Annotated in this window: 34 protein-coding genes and 1 tRNA gene; 14 read left to right on the top strand and 21 right to left on the bottom strand. The window is 49.0% G+C overall.

The window, feature by feature from the left end; genetic code table 11:
- Position 1: 1 nt before the first annotated feature.
- A complete protein-coding gene (locus tag QUE64_RS04240) occupies positions 2 to 646 on the bottom strand; it encodes an LON peptidase substrate-binding domain-containing protein (protein ID WP_286226044.1) in 645 nt (214 codons plus the stop codon).
- Between the two features lie 22 nt (positions 647 to 668).
- Positions 669 to 935 carry a hypothetical protein gene (locus QUE64_RS04235; RefSeq protein ID WP_286226043.1) on the bottom strand — a complete coding sequence of 89 codons (267 nt, stop codon included), beginning with the start codon at positions 933 to 935 and terminating at the stop codon, positions 669 to 671.
- Between the two features lie 45 nt (positions 936 to 980).
- Here QUE64_RS04235 and QUE64_RS04230 point away from each other — a divergent pair, with 45 nt between their 5' ends.
- The gene (locus tag QUE64_RS04230; RefSeq protein ID WP_108508318.1) at positions 981 to 1,358 is read left to right on the top strand and encodes a carboxymuconolactone decarboxylase family protein; all 378 of its coding nucleotides are present in this window, start codon (positions 981 to 983) and stop codon (positions 1,356 to 1,358) included.
- On the opposite strand, the gene QUE64_RS04225 is transcribed toward QUE64_RS04230, so the two are convergent.
- Entirely contained in the window at positions 1,355 to 1,783 is a 429-nt protein-coding gene (locus QUE64_RS04225; RefSeq protein WP_286224592.1) for a CBS domain-containing protein, read from the bottom strand. The genes QUE64_RS04230 and QUE64_RS04225 overlap by 4 nt on opposite strands.
- 80 nt (positions 1,784 to 1,863) lie before the next feature.
- On the opposite strand from QUE64_RS04225, the gene QUE64_RS04220 reads away from it, so the two are divergent.
- The 3 genes from QUE64_RS04220 to QUE64_RS04210 are packed head-to-tail and all read left to right on the top strand — an operon-like array spanning position 1,864 to position 3,124.
- Complete coding sequence (locus QUE64_RS04220) at positions 1,864 to 2,277, top strand: gamma-glutamylcyclotransferase family protein (protein WP_353506775.1); 414 nt, start codon at positions 1,864 to 1,866, stop codon at positions 2,275 to 2,277.
- Between the two features lie 58 nt (positions 2,278 to 2,335).
- Complete coding sequence (locus QUE64_RS04215; protein WP_286226042.1) at positions 2,336 to 2,719, top strand: glycine zipper family protein; 384 nt, start codon at positions 2,336 to 2,338, stop codon at positions 2,717 to 2,719.
- A 15-nt stretch (positions 2,720 to 2,734) separates the two neighbouring features.
- Positions 2,735 to 3,124, top strand: a complete 390-nt coding sequence (locus QUE64_RS04210) for a hypothetical protein (RefSeq protein ID WP_286224589.1) — start codon at positions 2,735 to 2,737, stop codon at positions 3,122 to 3,124.
- Here the strand turns inward: QUE64_RS04210 and QUE64_RS04205 are convergent, their stop codons facing one another.
- The 4 genes from QUE64_RS04205 to QUE64_RS04190 all read right to left on the bottom strand — a co-directional run bounded on the left by QUE64_RS04205 (position 3,125) and on the right by QUE64_RS04190 (position 4,870).
- Entirely contained in the window at positions 3,125 to 3,505 is a 381-nt protein-coding gene (locus QUE64_RS04205) for a BLUF domain-containing protein (RefSeq protein ID WP_286226041.1), read from the bottom strand.
- Between the two features lie 75 nt (positions 3,506 to 3,580).
- Positions 3,581 to 3,721, bottom strand: a complete 141-nt coding sequence (locus tag QUE64_RS04200; protein ID WP_286226040.1) for a hypothetical protein — start codon at positions 3,719 to 3,721, stop codon at positions 3,581 to 3,583.
- A gap of 17 nt (positions 3,722 to 3,738) precedes the next feature.
- Entirely contained in the window at positions 3,739 to 4,518 is a 780-nt protein-coding gene (locus QUE64_RS04195; RefSeq protein ID WP_286226039.1) for a heme-dependent oxidative N-demethylase subunit alpha family protein, read from the bottom strand.
- Entirely contained in the window at positions 4,502 to 4,870 is a 369-nt protein-coding gene (locus QUE64_RS04190; RefSeq protein ID WP_286226038.1) for a phage holin family protein, read from the bottom strand. Before QUE64_RS04190 ends, QUE64_RS04195 begins: the two co-directional genes overlap by 17 nt.
- A gap of 47 nt (positions 4,871 to 4,917) precedes the next feature.
- On the opposite strand from QUE64_RS04190, the gene QUE64_RS04185 reads away from it, so the two are divergent.
- Positions 4,918 to 5,172, top strand: coding sequence for a TIGR02450 family Trp-rich protein (locus QUE64_RS04185; protein WP_286226037.1), 255 nt, complete (start codon positions 4,918 to 4,920; stop codon positions 5,170 to 5,172).
- The gene (locus QUE64_RS04180) at positions 5,163 to 5,567 is read left to right on the top strand and encodes a PIN domain-containing protein (protein WP_286226036.1); all 405 of its coding nucleotides are present in this window, start codon (positions 5,163 to 5,165) and stop codon (positions 5,565 to 5,567) included. The genes QUE64_RS04185 and QUE64_RS04180 overlap by 10 nt, the downstream gene beginning before the upstream one ends.
- 311 nt (positions 5,568 to 5,878) lie before the next feature.
- Here the strand turns inward: QUE64_RS04180 and QUE64_RS04175 are convergent, their stop codons facing one another.
- Entirely contained in the window at positions 5,879 to 6,445 is a 567-nt protein-coding gene (locus tag QUE64_RS04175) for an SRPBCC family protein (RefSeq protein ID WP_286226160.1), read from the bottom strand.
- A 12-nt stretch (positions 6,446 to 6,457) separates the two neighbouring features.
- A complete protein-coding gene (locus QUE64_RS04170) occupies positions 6,458 to 6,763 on the bottom strand; it encodes a hypothetical protein (protein ID WP_286226035.1) in 306 nt (101 codons plus the stop codon).
- Between the two features lie 66 nt (positions 6,764 to 6,829).
- Between QUE64_RS04170 and QUE64_RS04165 the strand changes: the two genes are divergently transcribed.
- Positions 6,830 to 7,240: a PaaI family thioesterase gene (locus QUE64_RS04165; RefSeq protein ID WP_286226034.1), complete on the top strand. Its 411-nt coding sequence runs from the start codon at positions 6,830 to 6,832 to the stop codon at positions 7,238 to 7,240.
- Positions 7,241 to 7,242: 2 nt separating this feature from the next.
- Here QUE64_RS04165 and QUE64_RS04160 read toward each other — a convergent pair whose 3' ends face one another.
- The gene (locus tag QUE64_RS04160; protein WP_286226033.1) at positions 7,243 to 7,419 is read right to left on the bottom strand and encodes a hypothetical protein; all 177 of its coding nucleotides are present in this window, start codon (positions 7,417 to 7,419) and stop codon (positions 7,243 to 7,245) included.
- A 30-nt stretch (positions 7,420 to 7,449) separates the two neighbouring features.
- Positions 7,450 to 8,040 (bottom strand): malonic semialdehyde reductase, encoded by a 591-nt coding sequence (locus QUE64_RS04155; protein ID WP_286224579.1) that lies wholly within the window; start codon positions 8,038 to 8,040, stop codon positions 7,450 to 7,452.
- 64 nt (positions 8,041 to 8,104) lie between these two features.
- Between QUE64_RS04155 and QUE64_RS04150 the strand changes: the two genes are divergently transcribed.
- Positions 8,105 to 9,133, top strand: coding sequence for an isocitrate/isopropylmalate dehydrogenase family protein (locus QUE64_RS04150; protein ID WP_286226032.1), 1,029 nt, complete (start codon positions 8,105 to 8,107; stop codon positions 9,131 to 9,133).
- On the opposite strand, the gene QUE64_RS04145 is transcribed toward QUE64_RS04150, so the two are convergent.
- From QUE64_RS04145 to cysS, 8 genes are all read right to left on the bottom strand, one after another.
- On the bottom strand, positions 9,134 to 9,283 hold the full coding sequence (locus QUE64_RS04145; RefSeq protein ID WP_286224577.1) for a DUF2256 domain-containing protein: 150 nt from the start codon (positions 9,281 to 9,283) through the stop codon (positions 9,134 to 9,136).
- The gene (locus tag QUE64_RS04140) at positions 9,280 to 10,080 is read right to left on the bottom strand and encodes an alpha/beta hydrolase (protein ID WP_286226031.1); all 801 of its coding nucleotides are present in this window, start codon (positions 10,078 to 10,080) and stop codon (positions 9,280 to 9,282) included. The genes QUE64_RS04145 and QUE64_RS04140 overlap by 4 nt, the downstream gene beginning before the upstream one ends.
- 21 nt (positions 10,081 to 10,101) lie before the next feature.
- Positions 10,102 to 10,196, bottom strand: a tRNA-Ser gene (locus QUE64_RS04135).
- Positions 10,197 to 10,218: 22 nt separating this feature from the next.
- On the bottom strand, positions 10,219 to 11,469 hold the full coding sequence (locus tag QUE64_RS04130; protein WP_286224557.1) for an aspartate kinase: 1,251 nt from the start codon (positions 11,467 to 11,469) through the stop codon (positions 10,219 to 10,221).
- A 51-nt stretch (positions 11,470 to 11,520) separates the two neighbouring features.
- On the bottom strand, positions 11,521 to 12,801 hold the full coding sequence (gene tilS / locus QUE64_RS04125; protein WP_286226030.1) for a tRNA lysidine(34) synthetase TilS: 1,281 nt from the start codon (positions 12,799 to 12,801) through the stop codon (positions 11,521 to 11,523).
- A complete protein-coding gene (locus QUE64_RS04120) occupies positions 12,761 to 13,738 on the bottom strand; it encodes an acetyl-CoA carboxylase carboxyltransferase subunit alpha (RefSeq protein WP_286226029.1) in 978 nt (325 codons plus the stop codon). The genes tilS and QUE64_RS04120 overlap by 41 nt, the downstream gene beginning before the upstream one ends.
- Before the next feature lie 37 nt (positions 13,739 to 13,775).
- Entirely contained in the window at positions 13,776 to 14,414 is a 639-nt protein-coding gene (locus QUE64_RS04115) for a DNA-3-methyladenine glycosylase family protein (protein WP_286226028.1), read from the bottom strand.
- Positions 14,414 to 15,823 carry a cysteine--tRNA ligase gene (gene cysS / locus QUE64_RS04110; RefSeq protein WP_286226027.1) on the bottom strand — a complete coding sequence of 470 codons (1,410 nt, stop codon included), beginning with the start codon at positions 15,821 to 15,823 and terminating at the stop codon, positions 14,414 to 14,416. Before cysS ends, QUE64_RS04115 begins: the two co-directional genes overlap by 1 nt.
- Positions 15,824 to 15,903: 80 nt before the next feature.
- On the opposite strand from cysS, the gene QUE64_RS04105 reads away from it, so the two are divergent.
- From QUE64_RS04105 to QUE64_RS04095, 3 genes are read left to right on the top strand one after another with little or no spacing between them, the layout of a single operon-like run.
- Positions 15,904 to 16,695: a tetratricopeptide repeat protein gene (locus QUE64_RS04105; protein WP_286226026.1), complete on the top strand. Its 792-nt coding sequence runs from the start codon at positions 15,904 to 15,906 to the stop codon at positions 16,693 to 16,695.
- A gap of 11 nt (positions 16,696 to 16,706) precedes the next feature.
- Positions 16,707 to 17,210 (top strand): peptidylprolyl isomerase, encoded by a 504-nt coding sequence (locus tag QUE64_RS04100; RefSeq protein ID WP_286224552.1) that lies wholly within the window; start codon positions 16,707 to 16,709, stop codon positions 17,208 to 17,210.
- A 15-nt stretch (positions 17,211 to 17,225) separates the two neighbouring features.
- Positions 17,226 to 18,014, top strand: a complete 789-nt coding sequence (locus QUE64_RS04095) for a UDP-2,3-diacylglucosamine diphosphatase (RefSeq protein ID WP_286226025.1) — start codon at positions 17,226 to 17,228, stop codon at positions 18,012 to 18,014.
- Here the strand turns inward: QUE64_RS04095 and QUE64_RS04090 are convergent.
- A complete protein-coding gene (locus QUE64_RS04090; protein WP_286226024.1) occupies positions 18,007 to 18,801 on the bottom strand; it encodes an inositol monophosphatase family protein in 795 nt (264 codons plus the stop codon). The two genes, QUE64_RS04095 and QUE64_RS04090, sit on opposite strands and share 8 nt — an antisense overlap.
- Before the next feature lie 80 nt (positions 18,802 to 18,881).
- Here QUE64_RS04090 and QUE64_RS04085 point away from each other — a divergent pair, with 80 nt between their 5' ends.
- On the top strand, positions 18,882 to 19,637 hold the full coding sequence (locus QUE64_RS04085; protein WP_286226023.1) for an RNA methyltransferase: 756 nt from the start codon (positions 18,882 to 18,884) through the stop codon (positions 19,635 to 19,637).
- A 23-nt stretch (positions 19,638 to 19,660) separates the two neighbouring features.
- Positions 19,661 to 20,419 (top strand): serine O-acetyltransferase, encoded by a 759-nt coding sequence (gene cysE, locus QUE64_RS04080; RefSeq protein ID WP_286224547.1) that lies wholly within the window; start codon positions 19,661 to 19,663, stop codon positions 20,417 to 20,419.
- Positions 20,420 to 20,443: 24 nt separating this feature from the next.
- On the opposite strand, the gene QUE64_RS04075 is transcribed toward cysE, so the two are convergent.
- The gene (locus QUE64_RS04075; RefSeq protein ID WP_286226022.1) at positions 20,444 to 21,064 is read right to left on the bottom strand and encodes an FKBP-type peptidyl-prolyl cis-trans isomerase; all 621 of its coding nucleotides are present in this window, start codon (positions 21,062 to 21,064) and stop codon (positions 20,444 to 20,446) included.
- Positions 21,065 to 21,096: 32 nt separating this feature from the next.
- On the opposite strand from QUE64_RS04075, the gene QUE64_RS04070 reads away from it, so the two are divergent.
- Positions 21,097 to 22,392, top strand: coding sequence for a cupin domain-containing protein (locus tag QUE64_RS04070; protein ID WP_286226021.1), 1,296 nt, complete (start codon positions 21,097 to 21,099; stop codon positions 22,390 to 22,392).
- The last annotated feature ends 61 nt before the right edge of the window (positions 22,393 to 22,453 follow it).

The following is a 22,453-nucleotide window of genomic DNA, read 5'->3' as shown; positions in this document are numbered from 1 at the left end:
CTTACTTAACGGCTTTATAGACGCCCATCTCTTCTAGTAGTTCATGAATCAGATCCAACCGAAGACGAGGACTCTCTTGTTCTAAGAAAAATTGCTTCTGGCCAGGACTTAATTGCAAGAGCTCGCACCAGCGATTGGCGACCCAGCCGCATTCGTTAAAGCGATATGGTTTACTAAAGGGCAGCTCCTTCCCAAGGGCTGCGCCCTGCTCTTTAAAGGACTGAATTACTTTACCCAATACGGTAGAGGCAATTTTGAGATCCTCTGGGACCTCCATAAAAGCATCCTCTTCGATGAAATCAACCTCGGCAACAATTAAGCCATTGCGTTTGGTTTCACTGGTTTTCACACGAAAGCGCTGCTCCCCTTGGCATTGAATCATGAAGAGACTAGGTTGTACCGGATCAAATTCTTTAATCCGGGCAAAGGTTCCTACTGAATTAAATCCAACCTCTTGACCTGGCATACGCACCTCGTCCCCACTGTTTAGGGTAACCACACCAAAGCCAGAACCCTCGCGCACACACTGTTTGACCATATCGAGGTAGCGCACTTCAAAGATTTTGAGCAGCATCACTCCATCAGGGAATAAGGTGGTTCCCAGTGGAAATAGTGGAATGGTTTGGGTATGAGTGTGAATCGACATTAGATTAGGTCGCTAGGTATGACTAGCGCAGACATTGATAAATATAAACCATTGGAAATTTGTCATTGTGAGTGGTGCGGGCCTCTGAAATGCGGGCGACGGATTTTCCATTCTTTTTACACTCTTTAGTCGCCAGCTCTTGCGCCTCGATCTCTTTGGCTCCCTTCACAGCCTGCACACCAATCATGCCGTCAGAACGTTGAACCACCCGAAAGCCACTTTCTGGGGTTCCGCAGGCTGATAGGCCTACTGCCATGATCAGAATTCCGGGAATCAAACGAGTATTCATGCCTATTACTATACTGCTGTTTAGTAAATTACTAAGGAGACAGTCATGAATCGTGATGCTTTTGAAAAAGGATTAAAAACCCGTCGTGAGGTACTCGGTGCCGAGTACGTGGATCAAGCGATTCGCAATGCCGATTCGTTCAACTTACCGCTCCAAGAGTTAGTAACTGAATACTGCTGGAATGAAATTTGGAATCGGCCTGGCCTTGATCGCAAAACCCGCAGCATTGTTAATTTAGCGATGCTCACCGCACTCAATCGACCCCATGAACTCAAATTGCATGTTAAGGGGGCAATCAATAATGGCTTGACCAAAGATGAGATTGCAGAGATCTTTTTACAATCGGCAATCTATTGCGGCGTTCCGGCAGCCATTGATAGCTTTCGTACCGCCAAAGACGTCTTTAAAGAAATGGGGCTTTAAGAATTAATATACGCCTCAAGTTGCGCAATCGTAGCAGCTTGTTCTGCGAGTGCAGCTTTGAGCAAATCCCCAATCGATAGCATGCCAATCAAGCGGCCGCCATCCAATACTGGGAGATGGCGAATGCGCTTTTCTGTCACGAGTTGCATACAGTAGTCCAGGGTATCTGCTGGTTTTACTGTAATTAGTTTGGTACTCATGACATCTCGCACTAAAGTATTTTGTGAGCTTTTGCCCTGTAGAACTAATTTACGGGCGTAATCACGCTCAGTGAAAATGCCGACTAGGTTACCAAACTCAATTACCAACAGCGAGCCAATGTCTTTCTCGAGCATGAGTTTTAGGGCATCAAACACATGTACATTGGGAGCAATAGTTTCGATTCGGTGATGTTTCTCTGCGAGCAACTGACTAACGGTTTTCATCTTGATGCACCTTTTTGATCGATTAAGATTGATTGTGAATAGGCTTTTTACTTCCTCCTATTAGGGTTTCCATGTAAATAATGATGCGCTCCGATCTTCTATTTGTTTATGGAACCTTGATGAGCACCTTTACTCATCCCAACGCCATGCAATTTCATGCGGGGGCCCATTGCGTAGGTGCTGCGCAGATGCCTGGTCTACTCTATCGAATATCCTGGTATCCCGGCGCAACAGATCGACCCAGCGAGTCAAACCAGTTTGCAGAATCTTGGGTTTATGGAGAGCTCTGGCGCCTAAACGACATGCAATTACTGGATGTGGTTGATCGGTATGAAGAATGTTCGCCCGACGATCCAAGCCCCCATGAATATCAACGCGTATTGCGCTCCATCCATCTCATTGGAACATCGGAATGGCAAATCGCTTGGGTTTATCTCTATCAACTTGATCCACGGGGCTTAGAAAGCATTAAAGATGGGCGGTTTAGGGCTTGATCACGCAATCCTTGACGATCACGATGACCTTTGATTTAATGATTTAGGAGGGAATTACTTGAAACTTCATCAGGCAAGCAAGATCTATCTCATTCCCCTAACAGCAGTGGTGGTGGCTGCCTGTGCTGGCGCTGATGTGCGCCCAATAGTGGACATGAAAGGTGTCAACGAAGCGCGCTATGAAAAAGATCTTGCCGAATGTCAAAACTATGCCAAGGAAGCAAGTGGTATGGGTGGTACCGCTGCGAAGGGTGCAGGCGCGGGTGCTGTCGTGGGGGGTTTGCTAGGACTGGTTACCGGCGGTAATCGCACGGAGATTGTTCAGGCTGCAGGAGCCGGTGCGGTGATCGGCGGTGCGGGTGGCGCTTATAAGGGAAATGAATCCCAAGAGGCCATCGTCAAGAAATGCCTAGTGGGTCGTGGCTATAAGGTTCTCAATTGATCTAATTCTCGCATCATGAAGAAGCGCTTGATCAACCCTTTATTGTGCGTGATGCTACTTCTATCAAGTTCCTTATTACAAGCAAGCTGGTTTGACCGTAAAGATGATCCAGTCGATTTGATCCTCAATCAAAAAGATTGTATTTATATGAAGACCTACCGCGGCAAACTGGTTAAGGGCGACTTCATTCGACCCGACCGCTGGACGGGCTCTAAATTTAGCATCGGTGAACCGACCACGATTGCAAGCTTAAAACGGATTGACAGTAAGACCGCACTCTTTACCAATGTCAACAATATTGGCGACGGCAAAGGGGTGAAGGTGTATGTATCAAAGACCGATCAGTATGTGCAGGCAAGCTTGCAAGATGGATATCCCATCATGCAATGCGAGTTACAAAAATAATTAGAGCTTGATGTCGGGATTAGCAGAAGTAATTTCTTCTCGGCCACACAGACGCATGGACCAGTTTGCAAAGCGCCTAGAATTGATGCGCTTCATGCCGAGCGATACTACATTCGAGTGACGTGGATCACGCTGGATAGCCTCCCAAAGCAATTCCACATCCTTGTGCTTACCCTCCAATATTTGACCAAAGCGACCGTTATCAAAGGATAAAACACCAGTAATGTTTAAGCTCTTATTGCGACGTGATGCCTTATCTACTAGCTGCATCAATGCCAAAATGCCAAACTCTTCGGTTACATCACTGACGTAGGACAGACTGACCATATCGAGTTCGGTGTAGCTCTCTTCAGGGAAGTATTTTGTGGCTGGTTTTGGCACAGTCAGTTCATCTTAGTGTAATTCTAAGTTTTAGCAAGTATTTGAGATGATGTCTATCGATGCAGTGCAATATGCTTAGGATTTATCCTCTTCCCTCTTTTTTTGATCCTTCTCGCGTTCTTTCTTGAGATCGCGCAATTGCCAACATGCAAAGAGTAGCACCCCTCCAAATACGAGGATGACCTCAATCAGAATAATCGGTCCAAAACTTTCCATTTCATAACCCTATTCAATCACCCATTCTGAAGTAGTAAGGCTTTAATCGAGTGTAAATTTTTGTACTCCAATACCGCTTCACTCATCGATTGAATACTCGCACAGATTTGAGCGCGTTGTTCTGGGTTTTGCCAAAACACCATCAATGGGCAAACCTCAACCTTCACAAGAAATAGACTGGCTCTTCCCTGAGAGGTATTGATTGGCATGGTGGTTTGAGTTTCTAAGCGGTAATACAGATCATCGATCCTTTGTGGTGTTGCATTTGACTTTCGTGATGGATGTTGACTGAGTTCGGGACTATTGCTAATCGTCCAGACAAAACGCCGAAAGGATCCTTGCTGAGGATCGCTCATGACATGGGCTATTTTGGGGCTAGCCTGCACCAACCGTTCCCCATCGGCAACCGGATGATGAATTTGTGCAAGTGGCATGCCAAGACGTTTAGCGGGTATCCAACTACTGGGAAAGCAAAAGCAAATGGCCGTGAGGATATCGTCCTCCAACAGCGCAACGTCCTCATTGATGCATAGCGCCAAATCCTCAATCTTCCGAATAGTTCTGGCTTCTGGCAAATTGAGATCTGATGCCGCTTTAGAAATCAGTTCCCGCGTTTGCTCGGCGTCCTGCTGGGCACATAACTCAGACCCAAGAAGAGCAAGCTCATGGTTCTTAGCTTCTAAATAACGAGGGTCCGGATGAGCATCCATTAATGGGCCTGCATACCGGCTCATCTTTGGCGAGGTGGTATAGGGCACCTCAACTACGAAGGCAGGATGCTTAGCGGATGCGCTCAATTTTGATGCGATTGATGCTAAATAAGGAACCGATGATGGCGTTCAGAATGGCAATAAAGATGCTGGCAAAGAAGGCGGTCCAAAATCCGGAGAGGATAAAACCGTTGACCACCTGAGCAACCAGCATCAGTACCAAGGCATTAATCACCAGTAAGAAGAATCCAAGACTTAGGATAGTAAGCGGTAAGGTAAATAGGATCAATAAAGGACGGACGATGGCGTTAGCAAGGCCCAAGACAAGAGCAGAAATAATTAATGCTCCAGAATCATTAAATTGCAAACCATCAAATACATAGGTCGCCGCCCATAGGGATAAGGACGTAATTGCCCAGGTCAGCATGAATAAGGTCATGGTTTTCTCTTTATAGGAATGATTAGAATCGAGTATAAGGAATAATCATGGCCCCACCCGACAAGTCGCAAAAGCGCCCTCTCTCGAATAAAAAATTATTACTCACGAAGTGGACGGCGGTCATCCCTCAACATCGAGAGAAGCATTTTCTGGTGAGCAGGGTCCATGATCCGCAATTGCCGAGCGACCAAACGATTCCGAAAAACTATGTTGAGCTCGAGGCAGTTCTTACAAAGCGACGTTATCTTCTGATCTGGACCGAACTGAGGGATATAACCCGTTGGCTGAACGGATGGCAATAAAGACCCTGGTTCTTGACACCAATATCGTGCTTGATCTGTTGGTGTTTCAAGATCCACGTGCCGATTGGATTCGTGATGGCATTGCTCGGGGACAGTTTGAGCTTATTTACAGCTCCGAGATGCTCCTTGAGCTCACCGACGTCATCGCCCGTCCACAATTTGCTCAAAACTCAAATGATCAATCAACTATGCTGAGTGCCTGGACTCAGATGGCGATTCATAAACCCACGCCACCGCGCTGCTCGTATCGCTGCGATGATCCAGATGATCAACCCTTTATTGATTTGGCATATCACTACCGCCCTAGTCAATTAATGACTAAGGATCGAAAGATTTTGCAGATGCAACGGGTCTTGAGTACGCACGATGTTTGGGTTCAAAGTTACCCTGCTTAGTTGGGGATATTAATCGCGCTCCTCATCATTTGCTTCGTTGCAATAAAGGAGCAAAAACATTGGCTTATGGCGATTTGCTTAAATCAATTATTGATAAATAAATTTCATGATTGCTTTGCTTGACAGCATATCGCATCAATCCTAAGATGAAATCGTGGTGTCGCAGTCATTGTGTGACCCGCCTGGTAGCAATACCAGCTTTAATGGGTACATTCTTGTGCCCTTCTCAATACGGGACAGCAAACTCCCGTAGCGACGATAACCACTCAGAAGAGTGGTACGGCCCGGCGGCATACCCGTCGGGCTTTTTGCTAAGGGCAATTCAGTTTCAGGGTTGAGGCGCGCTGATTGGCGCTCGCTGCCATCATCTCAAAACGCTTACTCATTTGGTTCTTAATAAAGTACTCAATAATGAAATTTGGTACGATGGAATCTAACTCGACATTGGCTCGAAACTGGAAACGGGTTGCATTGCCTTCGGGCTCGATGCGCCACGTTCCTTGATATAACTTGGCGTCACCACTAATTTGTTCAAAGTCGATGATTTGATCTGAGAGCTCTTTGTACTGAACCGTGGAGCGTAACTCAATTGGGATTAAGAGGATACGGTCCTCCACCACGCGCTCTACGATGACTTGGTTTCCACTGCGCTTCACAATCTTGGATTCTTTAATTCCTGGTATCGACTTCGCACCCTCGTAGTCCTTGAGGTATAGCAAGGCTTGGCATGGGGTCAAGGCAACTTTGTAATTGGCAATGATCTGAAACCGATCTCCTTTGGGGTAGACCTGAAGATTGAGGTCGTAAGGATTAGAAGAAGCCCATGCCAAGGAACAAGATGCCCAAAGCAAAATACTGCAAAGCGTTCTAAACAACATTGGCAACGCAGATTAATTAAATGGGATGGTGATTAATCCCTCGCGTGGGTTCATGGGCTGCACTGAATTATCTTCCAAAGACTTCGCCTCCGCTTCGCCGCGAGTGTCGCTTTGATAATCGGGGCCAATAATGATGCCTTGCGGAGGAGTCTCTGGTGGTAATGGCTTAGGTTTGCCCATGACACCTTGTGGGGGCACTAAAGGTTGCTCGTTAATAGCTTTTAGCTCGTTGGGCTGTAGCGGTGATACTTGCGCAAGCGCTAGATTAGCGGTGGCGGCTGATATCAGAAAACTGGAGAGGGAAATAGAGAGGCGCATCCCCGTATTAAACCACTCTTTGGGCTCACCTAAAATGATTGATTAAATTAATTAGGATTCATTTGTATGCCAGCTACCCGAGATGAAATTGCTGCCTTCTTTAAGAAGGATTTTCCACAAACTAAGTGTCAGATTCTGGAAGTGGGTAACCGTGCGGCGTTAGTTACTCATCCGGTAGGTCACGGTGAGCTTCGCCCAGGAGGAACGGTTTCAGGACCCACCATGATGGCGCTTGCCGATGTTGCACTTTATGTGGCGATTCTGGGTGAGATTGGTATCGTGCCACTCACTGTCACTACTAGCTTGAATATCAATTTCTTAAGGCGACCCCAACCCAGCCCTGAAATTCGTGCTCAGTCTCGACTTCTAAAATTGGGTAAGAGCCTGGTGGTTGGGGAGGTCTTCATTTACTCAGGATCCGATCCTGAACCAATTGCCCATGCGACTGCAACCTACTCGATACCCCCGCAATCCTGAACTTATTCTTTGCGTTTAAAGATACCGATCACAGTAGCCAAGATTTTTGGTGAAAGTGACAATGCAAAGAGGACATCCACAATAAAGAACCATGATCCCCGGCTTAGCTCAATGATCGCGAGGACCACAAAGATCGCCATCATCACGCGGCGCAGTGTATCGGTTGGGAAATAGCCCATGGTTCTTCCTTTTGTTAAATAGTTCTCAGTTTAGAGGATTTGGGCAACGTCCCCAAAGGCTAAACGAGGCCCTCGTGGGTAAATTCCGCTCGGATTGGCGACACCAATGTTCATTAAGAAATTAGCGTGATAGCGCCCATCCGGAAAAAATGCTTGATTGACTTTAGCCGGATCAAATCCCGACATCGGCCCACAATCCCAACCTAAGCTACGCGCAGCGAATAGCAAGTAAGCGCCTTGCAAGGAGCTATTACGCAGAGCAGCTACTTCGGTTACCGCTGGCTTTCCCTCAAAGAAGGATTTAGCGTCCATGGCCGGATATAGGCTTGGTAAGTGTTCATAAAATTGTGTGTCGTAGGCAATGATGACAGTTGCCGATGCACTTTTCACTTGAGCAACGTTTCCCGGGCTTAACGCTGGCAATAAGCGCTCTTTTGCCGCTTCACTTCGCAAAAAGACATAGCGTCCGGGCTGCGCATTAAACGCGGTCGGCCCCCATTTCATCAACTCATACAACTGGCCAATTTGTTCGTCACTGATGGGGTGTGATTCAAAGGCGTGCACGGTTCTTGCCTCAGTAAAGAGCTGCTCTTGGACAGAAGTCGGTATGGGCTTGGTCATTTTGTTTTGGTGTCACTCAAAGGATCTAAAATGGAGAATTCTGATCATAATCCAAGCATCCGCCATGAGCTCATCCAAACCCTTGACCGCCACCCTCATCCCCGGAGATGGAATCGGCCCCGAGATCGTCGAGTCCACCATCCAGATCTTTGAAACTCTAGGCAGCCCGTTTGCCTGGGATGTTCAGCAAGCTGGGGTTGCGGGCGTTGAGGCGCTAGGTGATCCTTTGCCTGCCCAAACCCTCGAGAGTATTTGTAAGAATCATCTGGCCTTAAAGGGTCCCCTGACTACGCCAGTTGGTGGCGGCTTTCGTTCCTCCAATGTGCGTTTGCGCGAGGAGTTTGAGTTGTATGCCAATGTACGCCCTGCTAAGACAATGGTCCCCGGTCGCTATGAAGACATCGATATCGTTCTAATTCGGGAGAACTTGGGCGGCTTTTATGTAGCCCATGAATACTTAATACCAGTTGGTGACAATCCCAAAGCCGTAGCAGTATCAACCGGCATGAACACCTATGAAGGTAGTAAACGGATTGCGCGCTTTGCCTTTGAGTATGCCCTCAAGAATGGTCGTAAGAAGATTACCGTCGTACATAAAGCCAATATTCTGAAGCTCCTTACTGGTATCTTTCTGGATGCCGCACGAGATGTATCTAAAGAGTATGAAGGTCGAGTTGAGATGGACGACATGATTGTGGATGCATGCGCCATGCAGCTGGTCATGAACCCCTGGCGTTTTGACATGTTGCTATGTACCAATCTCTTTGGTGACATTTTATCCGATCAAATTGCAGGCTTAGTGGGTGGTCTTGGAATGGCGCCCGGTGGGAATATTGGAAGCAACACTGCAATCTTTGAAGCCGTGCACGGCTCAGCCCCTGATATCGCTGGCAAAGGGATTGCTAATCCAATCTCCATTCTGTTGGCCTCGGCCATGATGCTCGATCATGTGGGCAAGCAGGATTTAGCAACGCGTTTGCGTACTGCCATCATCGATACACTGAATATTGATCAAATCCGCACAGGGGATCTCAAGGGTAAGGCAACGACTAAGGAGTTTACCGACGCAGTCTGTAAGCGCCTGACAAATTAACTACTTGCCCTTTTTGCGACAAGCTTCAGAGCAGTACAACACGCTTTCCCAATTCTTCGCCCATGACTTACGCCAGGTCATGGTGCGGCCGCATACCGCACAAGGCTTACTGGGTAAATAGCTTTTATTGCCTTTAAAAGATTGCTTCACAGCTTCGTAGCGCTTACTTTTTGAACCCAATTCAATACTTGCGGAGCAGCCTCCTCTGGGGTTGTAGCGTGATCGGCGCCAACCACTACATAGGCATTATTGGGGTTTGGTGGCACACGATCAAATGCATAAGCAGGCCCTGATGAATAGAGAGGATCTAGGCGTCCGATCACCCACATAAAAGGTGTGCTTTTCTTGAATTGCGAAGCGGTTAAGGTCATGTTACCAAGTCCATTAGGACTAAAGTAACTCCAAAATACATCAGCCCGAATTTTAAAATCTCTCTGTCGACCTTGATTCAGATCCGTAAATGAAATTAGGGTATCTGGTTTTCCATCGGCAATAGCCTTTTGAGCACGCTCCAAGTCGGATCCGGTCATGCCACGCTCATACATCAGACTTGGGGAATGTCCTGGCGCTAAAGCAATAATGGCATCGGCATCACCAATATAGGCTTGATATGCCATGGCAGCATTCGCACCAAAACTCTGTCCGCCAATAAAAACTAGCCGATAACCTTTTGTTCGATACCCTTTAACACTTCCTGCTAATTGATTGAGGGCACTCTCGTAGGTTTCATCGTAGTTACGGTTTCGAGACCATGGCATTTCGCGGAGCTCGACCTCGCATACTGTACTTACTTGCTTGGCTAATTCCTTAAGATAGGGAGATTGCGGGCCGCCCCACTTGCCATGCATCAAAACAAATACACAGTCCTTAGTGGCGGCCTGAACAAGACTTGTCGAGCAAAAAAGAATTGAGGCTAAAGCGAGCCGACAAATAAGAGGAAGTTGCATTGAATTCTTCCTTCCAGTGATTGGCGGAGACGAGAGGATTCGAACCTCCGATCCGTGTTTTAGCACAGATGCTCCCTTAGCAGGGGAGTGCCTTCGACCAGCTCGGCCACGTCTCCGTATTACTTCAATACCACTAGTTTACTTCTGATCCAATTCAAAGGCTTTATGGAGAGCTCTGACTGCGAGTTCCATGTATTTCTCATCAATCACGACTGAGATCTTAATCTCACTGGTTGAGATCATCAAAATATTGATGCCCTCCTCCGATAAGGTTCTGAACATCTTACTGGCTACACCAACGTGGGAACGCATTCCAACGCCCACCACGGATACTTTCGACACCTTGGGATCGCCAATAATGTCTTTGGCGCCAATATGCGCTTGCACACTCTTTTTTAGCAGATCGAGGGCTTTTTGATAATCAGCACGCGGCACTGTAAAAGTGAAATCGGTCTTACCCTCAACCGATTGGTTCTGAATAATCATGTCCACATCAATATTGGCTTCAGCAATGGGGCCCAAGATTTGATAGGCGATACCAGGGCGATCTGGTACATCAATCACAGTGATCTTGGCCTCATCGCGTGCAAATGCGATTCCTGAGATAACGGCGGCTTCCATGGTGGTGTCCTCTTCAAAGGTAATTAAAGTACCCGACTTCATTTCTTGATCAAGGGGAATTAGTGGATCAGTCAGCGATGACAACACACGGGTCTTCACTTTGTACTTACCAGCAAACTCCACTGAGCGTATTTGCAAGACCTTGGAGCCAAGGCTTGCCATTTCCAGCATCTCTTCAAAGGTAATCTGATCGAGGCGACGCGCGTCCTCACAAACACGAGGGTCAGTGGTATATACACCATCCACATCGGTATAGATTAAGCACTCATCAGCTTTTAGAGCAGCGGCAACAGCAACTGCTGAGGTGTCTGAACCGCCACGACCTAGTGTGGTCACGTTACCTTGAGGATCAACCCCTTGAAATCCGGTAATGACCACGGCCCTGCCAGCATCTAAATCTTTTTTGATCTTGGCATCATCAATGCCCATGATGCGAGCCTTGGTGTAGGCCGAATCGGTATGCACCGTGACCTGCCAACCTGAGTAACTAATCGCATCAATTCCTTGCTCTTGGAGAGCGATCGCAAGCAGACCGGAGCTGACCTGCTCACCGGTTGCGGCAATTTGATCGAGTTCTCTAGGGTTTGGGGAAGTGCTTAGTTCTTTTGCGAGCCCCAAAAGACGATTGGTCTCACCTGACATGGCTGATGGCACTACCACCACTTGGTGACCAGCCCGCATCCATTTCGCAACCCGTTTGGCCACATTTTGGATGCGTTCGATGGATCCCATCGAAGTGCCGCCGTACTTATGAACTATTAAAGACATATCCGTTTAACTGAATTGCAAAATCGATGATTTTACAGGGTTTTGTTTTTCTTAATCCAAATAGGACCACTCGGGCCAAACGCGCGGGCCCTTGGTCGTTAAGTGGGTAATGCTGACCCCTAAGCCCTCGGCCGCAATGAGGGTGCCATCGATAAATAAGAGCGGGATTTGGCGCTGCCAAGGGGGAACCCCCGCTTCTTGATACAAGTTTTTCAGGCTTTTGCTGGGGGTATTGGGCTTGATCTTTAAGCGCTCGCCTCCAGCGCGAGGTCTACTCTCAATCAATTTGGCTTGTTGACAGTATTCCCATGATAGGCCCGCTTGAGTGGAGCGTTCGGGGATTGGTACAAAAATCCATTGGCCATGCTTGGATCTTTGCGCAGATTCAATCCGCAAGGTATTGCGCCATGCTCGGATCGAATGCCGATCATGCAACCACTCCAACTTAGCACCGGTGCGCAAGGACTGTAGATCACGCCACCAGGATTGCAAGCGCTCCGTTGAGGGCATCGATAGTTGATTACGCTTGAGCCAATAGCGCATCACATTGGTCGCACGCGCAGGGTCTTGGCGATGGAGCGTCATCAATCGCGCAATGCTGAGTTGATTGCGATCGATCCAGGTATGCGCATCGTGCTGCGCCAGTTGGTCCATGAGGACTTGCGACTGGGCAAGCCATTGCGCACTACGCGCTAGATTGGCAATTGCCCCACCCTGAATCTGTTCTAACTCTGGCAGAATTTTTTTACGGATCGCATTGCGGCGATAGCGCGTGTTTTGATTACTGGGATCCTCCACCCAAGACAATTTGTGTTGCTTAGCATAGGTTTGTAATTGGGTGCGGTCTTGCTCTAGTAATGGTCGCCATAATTGCACCGTTCTGCCATTAGGGCTTTGCAGCTCTTTGTGGGCGGGCATTCCTGCAAGGCCTGCGGGTCCTGCACCGCGCAAGAGTTGCAAGAGCACGGTCTCGGCTTGATCGTGCTGATGGTGAGCAAACAATAAATGATCGAGTTGATGTTGATCACAAAGCTGCAGTAATGCCTCATAGCGCGCATGGCGAGCATGGGCTTCAATGTTCGCAGTGATTGGCAAATGCAGTAATCGGAAATCAAAGGCAATCTTATAGTATTTGGCTAGACGCTCGCAGAACAGCAACCACTCATCTGCCTGAGCTTGGAGTCCATGATGCACATGGAGCGCGTACACCACATCGTTGGGATAGGCCTTACTAACAGCATCGAGCAATACGACTGAATCGAGACCCCCACTGAAGGCCACACCAATTCGTTTAGCTTGGGTCTTTGGCTTTGACTTCTTTGAACTGGCCATAACTCATAAACCGTTGATGCCGGCGCTCGAGCAGTTCCTTTTCGGACAGGTCCTCGACCTCCGAAAGAGCGCGGGCAAGTGCTTTATTCATATTGGCCATCATGGCTTCGTAATCTCGATGAGCAGCACCCACAGGTTCTGGCACGATCGTATCAATCAATTGAAGGTCTTTTAAACGCTGTGCAGTAAGCGCTAATTGCTCGGCTGCATCAGGGGCCTTCTCAGCAGTCTTCCATAAGATCGAAGCACATCCCTCCGGTGAAATGACGGAATACGTCGAGTATTGCAACATCATCACCACATCACCCATGGCAATGGCGAGCGCGCCGCCCGAACCACCCTCACCAATAATGGTGGTGATGATGGGCACTTTGAGTTCGGCCTGGGTGTAGAGATTATGACCAATCGCTTCAGATTGGTTACGCTCCTCGGCATCAATCCCTGGGAATGCGCCAGGGGTATCCACGAAGGTAAAAACCGGCAAGCCAAACTTCTCAGCTAAGCGCATGAGACGCATCGCCTTGCGATACCCCTCGGGGCGACTCATTCCAAAATTACGCATGGCACGCTCTTTCGTGTCCCGACCCTTTTGGTGACCGATCACCATGCAAGGCTTGCCATTGAAGCGTGCAAGGCCACCAATAATCGATTGATCATCAGCAAAGACTCGATCGCCATGCAACTCATGAAAGTCGGTGAATAAGGCTTGAATGTAATCGAGCGTGTAAGGACGCTGTGGATGACGGGCGACTTGAGAGACCTGCCAAGGCGTTAATTTTTCGTAGATCTCTTTGGTGAGCTGTTGGCTTTTTTCTGAAAGTGTCTTGATCTCGCTTGAGATATCCACCGAAGACTCGTCTTGCACATAGCGGAGTTCTTCGATTTTGGTCTCAAGCTCGGCTACCGCTTGCTCAAAGTCTAGGAAGGTGGTCTTCATGGCCTAATTTTATGTGCTTTTTGGGTTTACCCCAAAATTAGTACTCGACAGGAATGGGGTCAATGCTACGCCACATATACCAAGTGGCTACGGTGCGCCACGGCGCCCAATTGGCTGCCACCTCGCGGGCCTCATGACGGGTGACGGGCTCGCCACTGAAATAATTAATCGAGATCGCCCGAATCAGCCCAATATCGTCAAGCGGCAATACATTGGGACGCATTAAATTGAAGATCAGAAACATCTCGGCAGTCCAGCGCCCAATCCCCCGAATCGCACTCAACTCCTTAATGAGCTCCTCATCGTCCATTTTGGGCCAGCGCTCGGTTTGCAGTCGTCCATGATGAAAGTGATCGGCTAGGTCACGGATGTACTCCACCTTGCGCATGGATAAACCGGAAGCTCGTAGGGCATCATGCTTGGTATCGAGTACGCGCTTCGGTGTTACCTCGTGACTTAAGGTCTCCAAAGTTCGGTTCCACACCGATTGTGCAGCAGCCACTGAAATTTGCTGGCCAACGATCGAGCGTGCCAGAGTCGTGAATGCATCGCCCCGACTTCCCAGCATTCCATCACCGTACTTGGGAATCAGTTTGCGCAGGATCCGATCTTGCTTCATCAGGTCCGCACAGGCGTCTTGCCAATAGCTTGGCTTTTTGGTGCGTGGTTTTGGCATTAGGCTCGTCGCCAGATGGTTTGACCACCAGGCTTATCTTCCAAAATGACTCCCTCGTCCAGCAACTGCTGGCGAATCGCATCCGCGCTGGCAAAGTCCTTCGCCTGCTTGGCCGCTTGGCGGGCCGCAATCCGCTCTTCAATCTGCTTCTGGCTTAAGCCAGCTTTAGGCGTACCGCTTTGCAAGAACTGTTGCGGCGACTGATACAAAAGTCCGATCGTGTTTCCTAAGTGATGAAGTGTGTTGAGAAGTTCTTGCTTGCGCTCGACATCCTGGGTTTTATGACTCTCAGTCACCAACTCAAATAACACTGCTATGGCCTCAGGGGTGTTGAAATCATCGTTCATTACTTGCGCAAAGCGGTCTCTCCAGATCGGATCAAGCTTGCTGCTTGGAATAGCTGCTTGTTCACTTAGGGCGGTATACAAACGGGTTAATCCAGTGCGCGCTTCTTCAAGCTGATGATCCGAGTAATTAATGGGGCTGCGATAGTGGGCCTTGAGCATAAAGAAGCGCACTACCTCGGGATCAAACTGGGCCAACACATCTTTGATCAAGAAAAAATTACCCAAGGATTTTGACATCTTCTCGTGGTTCACACGGATATGGCCGTTGTGCATCCAGTAACGCACAAAGGGTTGATCAATACTGCCCGATCCATAGATCGCGCCTTCACTTTGCGCGATCTCGTTCTCATGATGAGGAAACTGCAAATCGGCCCCACCACCATGAATATCAAAATGCTGACCGAGTAACTCGCAGGACATCGCCGAGCACTCAATATGCCAACCTGGGCGTCCCTCGCCCCATGGAGAAGCCCAGCGGGTATCAGCAGGCTCTTCAAGCTTGGCGGATTTCCAGAGCACAAAATCCAGGGGGTCGCGCTTACCACCGCCAATGGCAACCCGTTCACCGGCCTGGAGTTCATCAATCGATTTGCCAGATAACTTGCCATAGCTGGGAAACTGGCGAACGGCATAGTTCACATCACCATCATCACCTTGATAAGCCATCTCACGCTCAATAAGGCGACCAATCAATCCTTGCATCTGAGTAATGTAGTGAGTAGCCCGGGGCTCATGATCGGGTGATAGGAGATTTAGGGTTTTAGCATCCGCATGCATTGCATCAATAAAACGCTGAGTGAGTGCCGCAATCGGCTCTTGGTTCTCAAGCGCTCGCGTAATGATCTTGTCATCAATATCGGTGATGTTACGAACGTAGTTCACTTCATAGCCGCTAGCCCGCAACCAACGCACCACCATATCAAACACAATCATCACCCGTGCATGGCCTAAATGGCAAAAGTCATACACGGTCATGCCGCATACATACATCTTTACCTTACCGGGCTCAATCGGCTTAAAGACCTCTTTGGTTCTCGATAGGGTGTTGTAAATCGACAGCATGATTAGCAGTTGGGGATGACGGGGCTTAAATGGTGTTTAGTGAACGGCACACGAATTTGTTAGACTGATGAGTATATCGAATGACGCGCCTTCTGAGTGATCTTCTTGCCATGACAGCCCAGCACCCAAACCACAGTTCCATTGCTTGGATCTCACGATTTTTGGGGGTGTCATTTTGCGCTCTTGTAATTGGCTGCAGCACCGCCCCGCCACCCACTACTTCGGGTAATGCGCCTGCGCCCTATCTTGGTGGCTATGGTCCAACAGACCCACCACGCATGAGCACCAACCCCAATCCAGAAACCGGCAATAACCAACTCTCGGAGTCCATTGCGGTGCCGTTTCTCTCTTTTTTGATTATCGAGCCCGATCCGGTCATGAAAAATGCGATTCCTACGCATATTGAGAAATTGATCAAGGAACGCAAATATCCAGAGGCGATCAAAGCGATTGATGCCGCTTTAGTCAAAACGCCACGCAATGTACAACTACGATTTATCAAGGCGCGCCTGCAAGTGGAATTACGTGATGTCAATGCAGCCCGCGCAACCTGGATCGAGATTACTCAGCAATTTCCGGAGTTACCTGAACCTTATAACAATCTAGCCGCATTAGCAGCCAATCAAGGGCAATGGATTGAGGCCCGCGATTATTTAGAGCTCGCCCTCAAATTAAGGCCTGACTATGCCTTAGCCCAGGGCAATCTAGCGGATGTGTACTTGCGCCTAGCCGATCGCTATTACTCCAGTGCGAGTAAACTGCAACCCAGTCAACGTGAGTATGGGCAGCGCGCTCGGGCCATTAAAGAGATCTTGAACCCACCGCCGCCCAAACCCAGTAACCGACCCAATCCCCCGATTTCTAAACCATAAGAGAGTTATTTATGCCAAGCGTTCTTCTAAAAACTAATCACGGTGATATCACCCTCGAGCTTGATGCTGCCAAAGCACCAAAATCCGTTGCTAACTTTTTGGCCTACGTAAAGAGTGGTCATTACGATGGCACGATTTTTCATCGGGTGATTGATAACTTCATGATTCAAGGTGGCGGCATGACCGCGGGCATGAAGCAGAAGTCAACCCTGGATCAAATTGAGAACGAGGCGAATAATGGCTTAAAGAATGATCGGGGCACGATTGCGATGGCACGTACTAGCGATCCCCATTCAGCCACCGCCCAGTTTTTTATTAACGTCAATGACAATGATTTTCTCAATCACACCGCTCCCACTCCACAGGGTTGGGGCTATGCCGTGTTTGGCAAAGTGACCAACGGCATGGATGTGGTTGATAAGATCAAGAAAGTTAAGACTGGCAATGCTGGGTACCACCAGGATGTTCCGACTGAAGATGTGGTGATTGAGAAAGCCTCGGTCATTGCTGATTAATCCCTTGATTTAAGCATGCAAGAGCACGCCAGCGCCCTGCTGATCTCCGATCTTCATCTTACGCCGTCGATGCCCTTAACGGCGCAGCGTTTCTTTGACTTTATTGAAAAAGAAACGAACGATGTCGAGTCGGTATTTATTTTGGGTGATCTCTTTGAATACTGGGTGGGCGATGATGCTGGCGCGCGTTCACCATTTCAGCAAGAGGTCTTGCGCGCGCTCTTTGCTTTATCCAGCAAGACCAAAACCTATTACATCCATGGCAACCGTGACTTTTTAATCGGCCCAGACTTTCTCAAGAAATCTGGGATGCATTTGCTGCCTGATCCATCGAGGGTCATGATTGCTGGAGATGAATGGGTTATTAGTCATGGTGATGCGCTGTGCACCAATGATCTGAGTTATCAGGTGTTTCGTAGATGGGTTCGTAAGCCCTGGCTCCAAAAATTATTTTTGCGACTCCCTCTGGAGTGGCGACGTGGGATTGCTCGAACCTTGCGAAGTAACAGCACCGCAAAGTATGAGCAAGCAGCGCGTTATACCCCGGATGTCGCTCGCTACAAGAGCGATGTCACTTTGGTGGCGTGCGCCAACCTGATGGGAGCCTTCGGCTCCGAACGCTTGATTCATGGGCATACCCATTTACCAGCACGGCACCATGAAAGTATGGGTAATAAAGAATGGCAACGCTATGTACTCTCCGACTGGGATCTAGATCATCCTGAGACCGTGTTACCAAAAGCAAGTGCCTTGCGCATTGACCTCAATGGCGTGCGCTACATTGATTTGGTGAAGTCTACGTAGCCGTTCTGGAGTACTTGCTAAGAATATTTGCCATTTGGGCAAAGATCCTTGGGTTCGCAGCCATAATCTCACCGCTGTCCATAAAGCCTTCTTCGCCGCGGTAGTTTCCCACGAGGCCACCCGCCTCGGTCACAATCAAAGCCCCTGCTGCCATATCCCATGGCTTGAGTTCACTCTCAAAGAATCCGTCATAGCGGCCCGCTGCTACATAGACAAGATCTAGGGAGGCTGCACCAGGACGTCGCAGACCCGCGCATTGGCGAGTCATGTCAGCAAAGATTTTCAGGTAGAGATCCACATCTTGATCGTGTCGATACGGAAATCCCGTACCCAGCAATGCATTCTCTAATTTGGTTTGCTCGGCCACTCGAAGGCGACGGCGATCCACGTAGGCTCCACCACCCTTGGTGGCAGTGAACAGCTCATCACGATTGGGGTCATAGACCACGCCTTGAGTTACAACACCGTTGACCGACAGAGCAATCGATACCGCGTATTGTGGAAATCCATGAATAAAGTTGGTGGTCCCATCCAATGGGTCAATGATCCAAATGTGATCGGAGCCATTCGTGGCCTCGCCCGTTTCCTCTGCCAAAAAACCATGGCCCGGATAGGCTTCGCTTAGGGTCTCGATAATCGCCTCTTCGGCAGCTTTGTCCACTTCGGTTACATAATCATTATGTTGCTTGCGATCGATTTGCAAACGCTCTAAATTGAGTGATGCACGATTAATAATCGTTGCGGCACGGCGAGCGGCTTTCACAGCCACGTTTAACATGGGGTGCATAATGAGTGGACAAATTAAATAAGAACAAACTAGTCGACAAGGTCTCTAGCGCAATAGCAATATTCTAAACGAATTCATTCATGGCTCAGACTCCCTTTACTCAATACAGCGACCAGGTCCGCTGGATCATGGTGGAAACCAGTCATGCGGGTAATATTGGTTCAGCAGCGCGCGCCCTTAAAACCATGGGGTTTGATGCGCTTCATCTGGTGCGGCCCCGCGAACTGGCGATGCATACCCACCCCGATGCGATGGCATTAGCCAGTGGTGCTAGTGATGTATTGGCTCAGTCGAATACTCACGATATGCTCTCTTCCAGTATTCAAGGGTGTGCTGTGGTACTGGGCCTAACCAGTCGCGATCGAGAGTTTGGTCCGCCCCCACTATCTTGGGCAGATGGTCTGCATTTGCTCACCGATGCATTGCAATCGAAACGCTCAGTTGCATTGGTATTTGGTCCTGAGCGGACTGGGCTCGAGAACGAAGATCTTGCCTATTGCACGCATCGGGTCTTTTTACCGGCCAATCCCGCCTATCCCTCATTAAACCTGGCCCAGGCCATCATGGTCTGTGCGTTTGGCTTACGCCAAGCCCTTCTGAAAGATCCATCGCCATCGGTGGTAAATGAGGAGCTCTCAGAACTTGCAGATCCAGCAGCAGTTGCTGCCATGCTCGACCATTGGCAAGCAGGCTTAGAGGCGATTGGTTATTTGGACCCCAAAAATCCCAAGAAACTCATGCCGCGTCTGCAAGCGCTGTTTGCTAGAACTCGCTTACGCAAAGAGGAGATTGATCTCTTGCGTGGCATTGCCAAACAGATGCTCCTGAGAAAATAAGGCGCACGGATTACACTATCTCTATGTTGAGTTCTCTATTGGAAGATGTAGACGCTATTATTGCGCGCGATCCTGCTGCCCGACACCGGTTGGAGGTAATTACCTGCTATCCAGGTTTACATGCGATTTGGCTGCATCGTCTCAATCATGCCCTATGGAATCTCGGTCTTAAATGGCCTGCCCGCTTTCTGGCGTCGCTCGCGCGTTTTTTGACCAATATTGAGATTCATCCGGGCGCACAGATCGGGCGTCGGGTATTTTTAGATCATGGCCTTGGCATTGTCATTGGCGAGACCGCAGAGATTGGTGATGACACCACGATTTATCAAGGGGTGACCTTGGGAGGTACCTCGCTCTACAAAGGGGTCAAACGCCATCCCACACTTGGCAAAGGCGTGGTTGTGAGTGCGGGCGCCAAGGTCTTGGGTGGATTTACTGTGGGTGATGGTGCTCGAATTGGATCCAATGCAGTGGTCCTCAAAGAGATTCCTGCGGGCGCAACGGCAGTCGGTGTGCCAGCCCGCATCCTGCATCCCGATCTACCCAAACATGCAAGCGATGCCAGTAAAGCGAGTTTCTCAGCCTATGGCATTACACCGAATGCAGATGACCCTGTTTCGTTGGCATTGAAAAGTTTGATCGACGCTACCATCGAGCAAGAACATAAGATCAAAGCCCTTGAAGAGGCTCTGGCGAAGTTGGGTGGAAAAGCTAGCGACACGCAAGCGCATGAGGAAACTCAGCGTGAGCTCGATGCCATCAAAAATCTTCTAAAAGAATAAAGCGCTTCTTTGGGGGTGTACCCATTAATGCAGGGTTCGTGGACCTTGGTCGCGCTGCCCCGTTGCTGATAAATCGAGATCATCTAGATCATCATCGGCTAGATCCATCCCAAAGCCGTCTTCACTTTGTGGATGCTGATTGGCAATCTCATCTTCCGTAGCCTGACGAACATCCTCAACCTGCAACCAGAACCGCAGCGCCATTCCAGCAAGTGGATGATTACCATCGAGTACGACTTGTTGATCAGCCAGGTCGGTCACGGTATAGATCAACGTATCTGATTCTTGATCATCCTCATCATCGTCGATCTCCTCCACATCGGCAGCCTCGATCTCTTCAGGACTTTGTTCTTCAGGTACGCCCTCAAACTGCATACCGATCTCTAGCGGCTCGGGAAAGCGCTCACGCGGTTCTATTTTGAGAAGATTGGGATCGTATTCTCCAAAGGCATCATGAGGTTCAAGTTGAACCGTGGTCTCAAAGCCAATATCCTTGCCATCCAATACACTCTCAATTTTTGGGAAGGTTCCTGCGTATCCCCCGTGCAGATAAACCATCGGGGTATCGGGTTCTTCGATAATATTGTTTTGAGCATCGCTAAGTTTGTAACGAAGAGATACGATGGTATTTTTTTCAATCTTCATAGCGATGTGTTTCCTTAATAAGGCCATTTTACTTGACTAAGACTCGCGCTCGCTACGAACCCCCCAAAGCCCCAGCCATACTACCGCTAGATCTGCCGTGGCCGCTTTTGGGCAATCTGAGCCCCCAAACATTTATGCAACGGTATTGGCATAAATGCCCACTCCTGGTCCGCCAAGCCATTCCCGCTTTTGCACTGAGCAAAGAGGCTGGCTTGCCTCTATTAAGCCCAATCCCAGATAAAACCCTGTTTGGATATGCATGCGATGGTCTTAGTGAAGCGCGTTTGGTTGAGGCTAAACCATGGCGTCTGCAACACGGCCCTTTACGAAAAAAAGAGATCCCCGCAAATAGCGCGCAAGATTGGACGCTATTAATCCAAGGGATGGAGGCACGGCATTCGGCGGCCGCCCATGTTTTATCCTGGTTTCGGTTTATTCCAGATGCGCGCCTAGATGATCTAATGATTAGCATCGCGGGTGTTGGGGGTGGCGTAGGGCCGCATGTCGACTCCTACGATGTATTTTTAATCCAGATGGAAGGTCGACGCCGCTGGAAGATTTCTGGGCAGGCCGATCTAAGCCTGCGGCCTGATTTACCACTCAAGATCCTGGCACGCTTTAAGCCTGAGCAAGAGTGGATCTTGGAACCCGGCGATTTACTCTATCTACCACCCAATATTGCCCACGAGGGAGTGGCGCTCGATGCGGGCTGCCAAACCTGGTCGGTGGGCTTTCGGTCGCCGTCGTATCGAGAACTCATCGCTGAGGGGTTGTGGCGCCTTGCTGAATCCTTGGAGTCCGATCCTTCCCTCGCCGCAATTTATGCGGATCCCAATCAAAAAGCCTGCCTTGATCCAGCACGTTTACCTGCACAACTCGAAGATGAAATCCGCCAACGCATTGCGGCTCTAGCTTTAGATCAAACCCCGACATTCATCAACGGCATTGCTGCTTATCTGAGCGAGCCAAAACCGCAGGCGATCTTTACTTCACCCGACCCCGTCTTGAGTCCCAGCGCACTTCGAGCCGGTCTTCAGAAAATGGCCTTGGTACCTCACCCCCAAACCCGCCTATTGATCCGAGGTGAGACCGTTTTTTGCAATGGGGATGCAGTGACTGAAGGGCAGGATCTTGCCACCATCAAAGCATGGCAAATACTAGCGCAGCAGCATTTCCTCACCCAAGGGCGAATACAAAAATCCAGTAAAAATAAGGGTTTATCAAGAGCGAATTCGAAGAAGATCGATCGGCAATTGAGTCTCCCGTCTTTAACGAAAAATAACTCGCTGTATGAAGCCTATTCTGACGGTTGGCTCTTACTTGAGTAGGCAGCAATTTAGCCCAATGGCGTTGAGCAAATGATGGTGCAATTGCTATAATTATGAGTGG

Source organism: Polynucleobacter sp. HIN7 (genome assembly GCF_030297595.1).
Lineage (GTDB): Bacteria > Pseudomonadota > Gammaproteobacteria > Burkholderiales > Burkholderiaceae > Polynucleobacter.
This window is presented reverse-complemented; position numbering and strand designations above follow the sequence as displayed.

What these genes read in the sequence shown, in the direction of transcription:
- QUE64_RS04240 (WP_286226044.1), bottom strand. Translation starts at nt 646, where the DNA reads ATGTCGATTCACACTCATACCCAAACCATTCCACTATTTCCACTGGGA.
- QUE64_RS04235 (WP_286226043.1), bottom strand. Translation starts at nt 935, where the DNA reads ATGAATACTCGTTTGATTCCCGGAATTCTGATCATGGCAGTAGGCCTA.
- QUE64_RS04230 (WP_108508318.1), top strand. Translation starts at nt 981, where the DNA reads ATGAATCGTGATGCTTTTGAAAAAGGATTAAAAACCCGTCGTGAGGTA.
- QUE64_RS04225 (WP_286224592.1), bottom strand. Translation starts at nt 1,783, where the DNA reads ATGAAAACCGTTAGTCAGTTGCTCGCAGAGAAACATCACCGAATCGAA.
- QUE64_RS04220 (WP_353506775.1), top strand. Translation starts at nt 1,864, where the DNA reads ATGATGCGCTCCGATCTTCTATTTGTTTATGGAACCTTGATGAGCACC.
- QUE64_RS04210 (WP_286224589.1), top strand. Translation starts at nt 2,735, where the DNA reads ATGAAGAAGCGCTTGATCAACCCTTTATTGTGCGTGATGCTACTTCTA.
- QUE64_RS04200 (WP_286226040.1), bottom strand. Translation starts at nt 3,721, where the DNA reads ATGGAAAGTTTTGGACCGATTATTCTGATTGAGGTCATCCTCGTATTT.
- QUE64_RS04190 (WP_286226038.1), bottom strand. Translation starts at nt 4,870, where the DNA reads ATGACCTTATTCATGCTGACCTGGGCAATTACGTCCTTATCCCTATGG.
- QUE64_RS04185 (WP_286226037.1), top strand. Translation starts at nt 4,918, where the DNA reads ATGGCCCCACCCGACAAGTCGCAAAAGCGCCCTCTCTCGAATAAAAAA.
- QUE64_RS04180 (WP_286226036.1), top strand. Translation starts at nt 5,163, where the DNA reads ATGGCAATAAAGACCCTGGTTCTTGACACCAATATCGTGCTTGATCTG.
- QUE64_RS04175 (WP_286226160.1), bottom strand. Translation starts at nt 6,445, where the DNA reads ATGTTGTTTAGAACGCTTTGCAGTATTTTGCTTTGGGCATCTTGTTCC.
- QUE64_RS04170 (WP_286226035.1), bottom strand. Translation starts at nt 6,763, where the DNA reads ATGCGCCTCTCTATTTCCCTCTCCAGTTTTCTGATATCAGCCGCCACC.
- QUE64_RS04165 (WP_286226034.1), top strand. Translation starts at nt 6,830, where the DNA reads ATGCCAGCTACCCGAGATGAAATTGCTGCCTTCTTTAAGAAGGATTTT.
- QUE64_RS04160 (WP_286226033.1), bottom strand. Translation starts at nt 7,419, where the DNA reads ATGGGCTATTTCCCAACCGATACACTGCGCCGCGTGATGATGGCGATC.
- QUE64_RS04155 (WP_286224579.1), bottom strand. Translation starts at nt 8,040, where the DNA reads ATGACCAAGCCCATACCGACTTCTGTCCAAGAGCAGCTCTTTACTGAG.
- QUE64_RS04150 (WP_286226032.1), top strand. Translation starts at nt 8,105, where the DNA reads ATGAGCTCATCCAAACCCTTGACCGCCACCCTCATCCCCGGAGATGGA.
- QUE64_RS04140 (WP_286226031.1), bottom strand. Translation starts at nt 10,080, where the DNA reads ATGCAACTTCCTCTTATTTGTCGGCTCGCTTTAGCCTCAATTCTTTTT.
- QUE64_RS04130 (WP_286224557.1), bottom strand. Translation starts at nt 11,469, where the DNA reads ATGTCTTTAATAGTTCATAAGTACGGCGGCACTTCGATGGGATCCATC.
- tilS (WP_286226030.1), bottom strand. Translation starts at nt 12,801, where the DNA reads ATGGCCAGTTCAAAGAAGTCAAAGCCAAAGACCCAAGCTAAACGAATT.
- QUE64_RS04120 (WP_286226029.1), bottom strand. Translation starts at nt 13,738, where the DNA reads ATGAAGACCACCTTCCTAGACTTTGAGCAAGCGGTAGCCGAGCTTGAG.
- QUE64_RS04115 (WP_286226028.1), bottom strand. Translation starts at nt 14,414, where the DNA reads ATGCCAAAACCACGCACCAAAAAGCCAAGCTATTGGCAAGACGCCTGT.
- cysS (WP_286226027.1), bottom strand. Translation starts at nt 15,823, where the DNA reads ATGCTGTCGATTTACAACACCCTATCGAGAACCAAAGAGGTCTTTAAG.
- QUE64_RS04105 (WP_286226026.1), top strand. Translation starts at nt 15,904, where the DNA reads ATGACGCGCCTTCTGAGTGATCTTCTTGCCATGACAGCCCAGCACCCA.
- QUE64_RS04100 (WP_286224552.1), top strand. Translation starts at nt 16,707, where the DNA reads ATGCCAAGCGTTCTTCTAAAAACTAATCACGGTGATATCACCCTCGAG.
- QUE64_RS04095 (WP_286226025.1), top strand. Translation starts at nt 17,226, where the DNA reads ATGCAAGAGCACGCCAGCGCCCTGCTGATCTCCGATCTTCATCTTACG.
- QUE64_RS04090 (WP_286226024.1), bottom strand. Translation starts at nt 18,801, where the DNA reads ATGCACCCCATGTTAAACGTGGCTGTGAAAGCCGCTCGCCGTGCCGCA.
- QUE64_RS04085 (WP_286226023.1), top strand. Translation starts at nt 18,882, where the DNA reads ATGGCTCAGACTCCCTTTACTCAATACAGCGACCAGGTCCGCTGGATC.
- cysE (WP_286224547.1), top strand. Translation starts at nt 19,661, where the DNA reads ATGTTGAGTTCTCTATTGGAAGATGTAGACGCTATTATTGCGCGCGAT.
- QUE64_RS04075 (WP_286226022.1), bottom strand. Translation starts at nt 21,064, where the DNA reads ATGAAGATTGAAAAAAATACCATCGTATCTCTTCGTTACAAACTTAGC.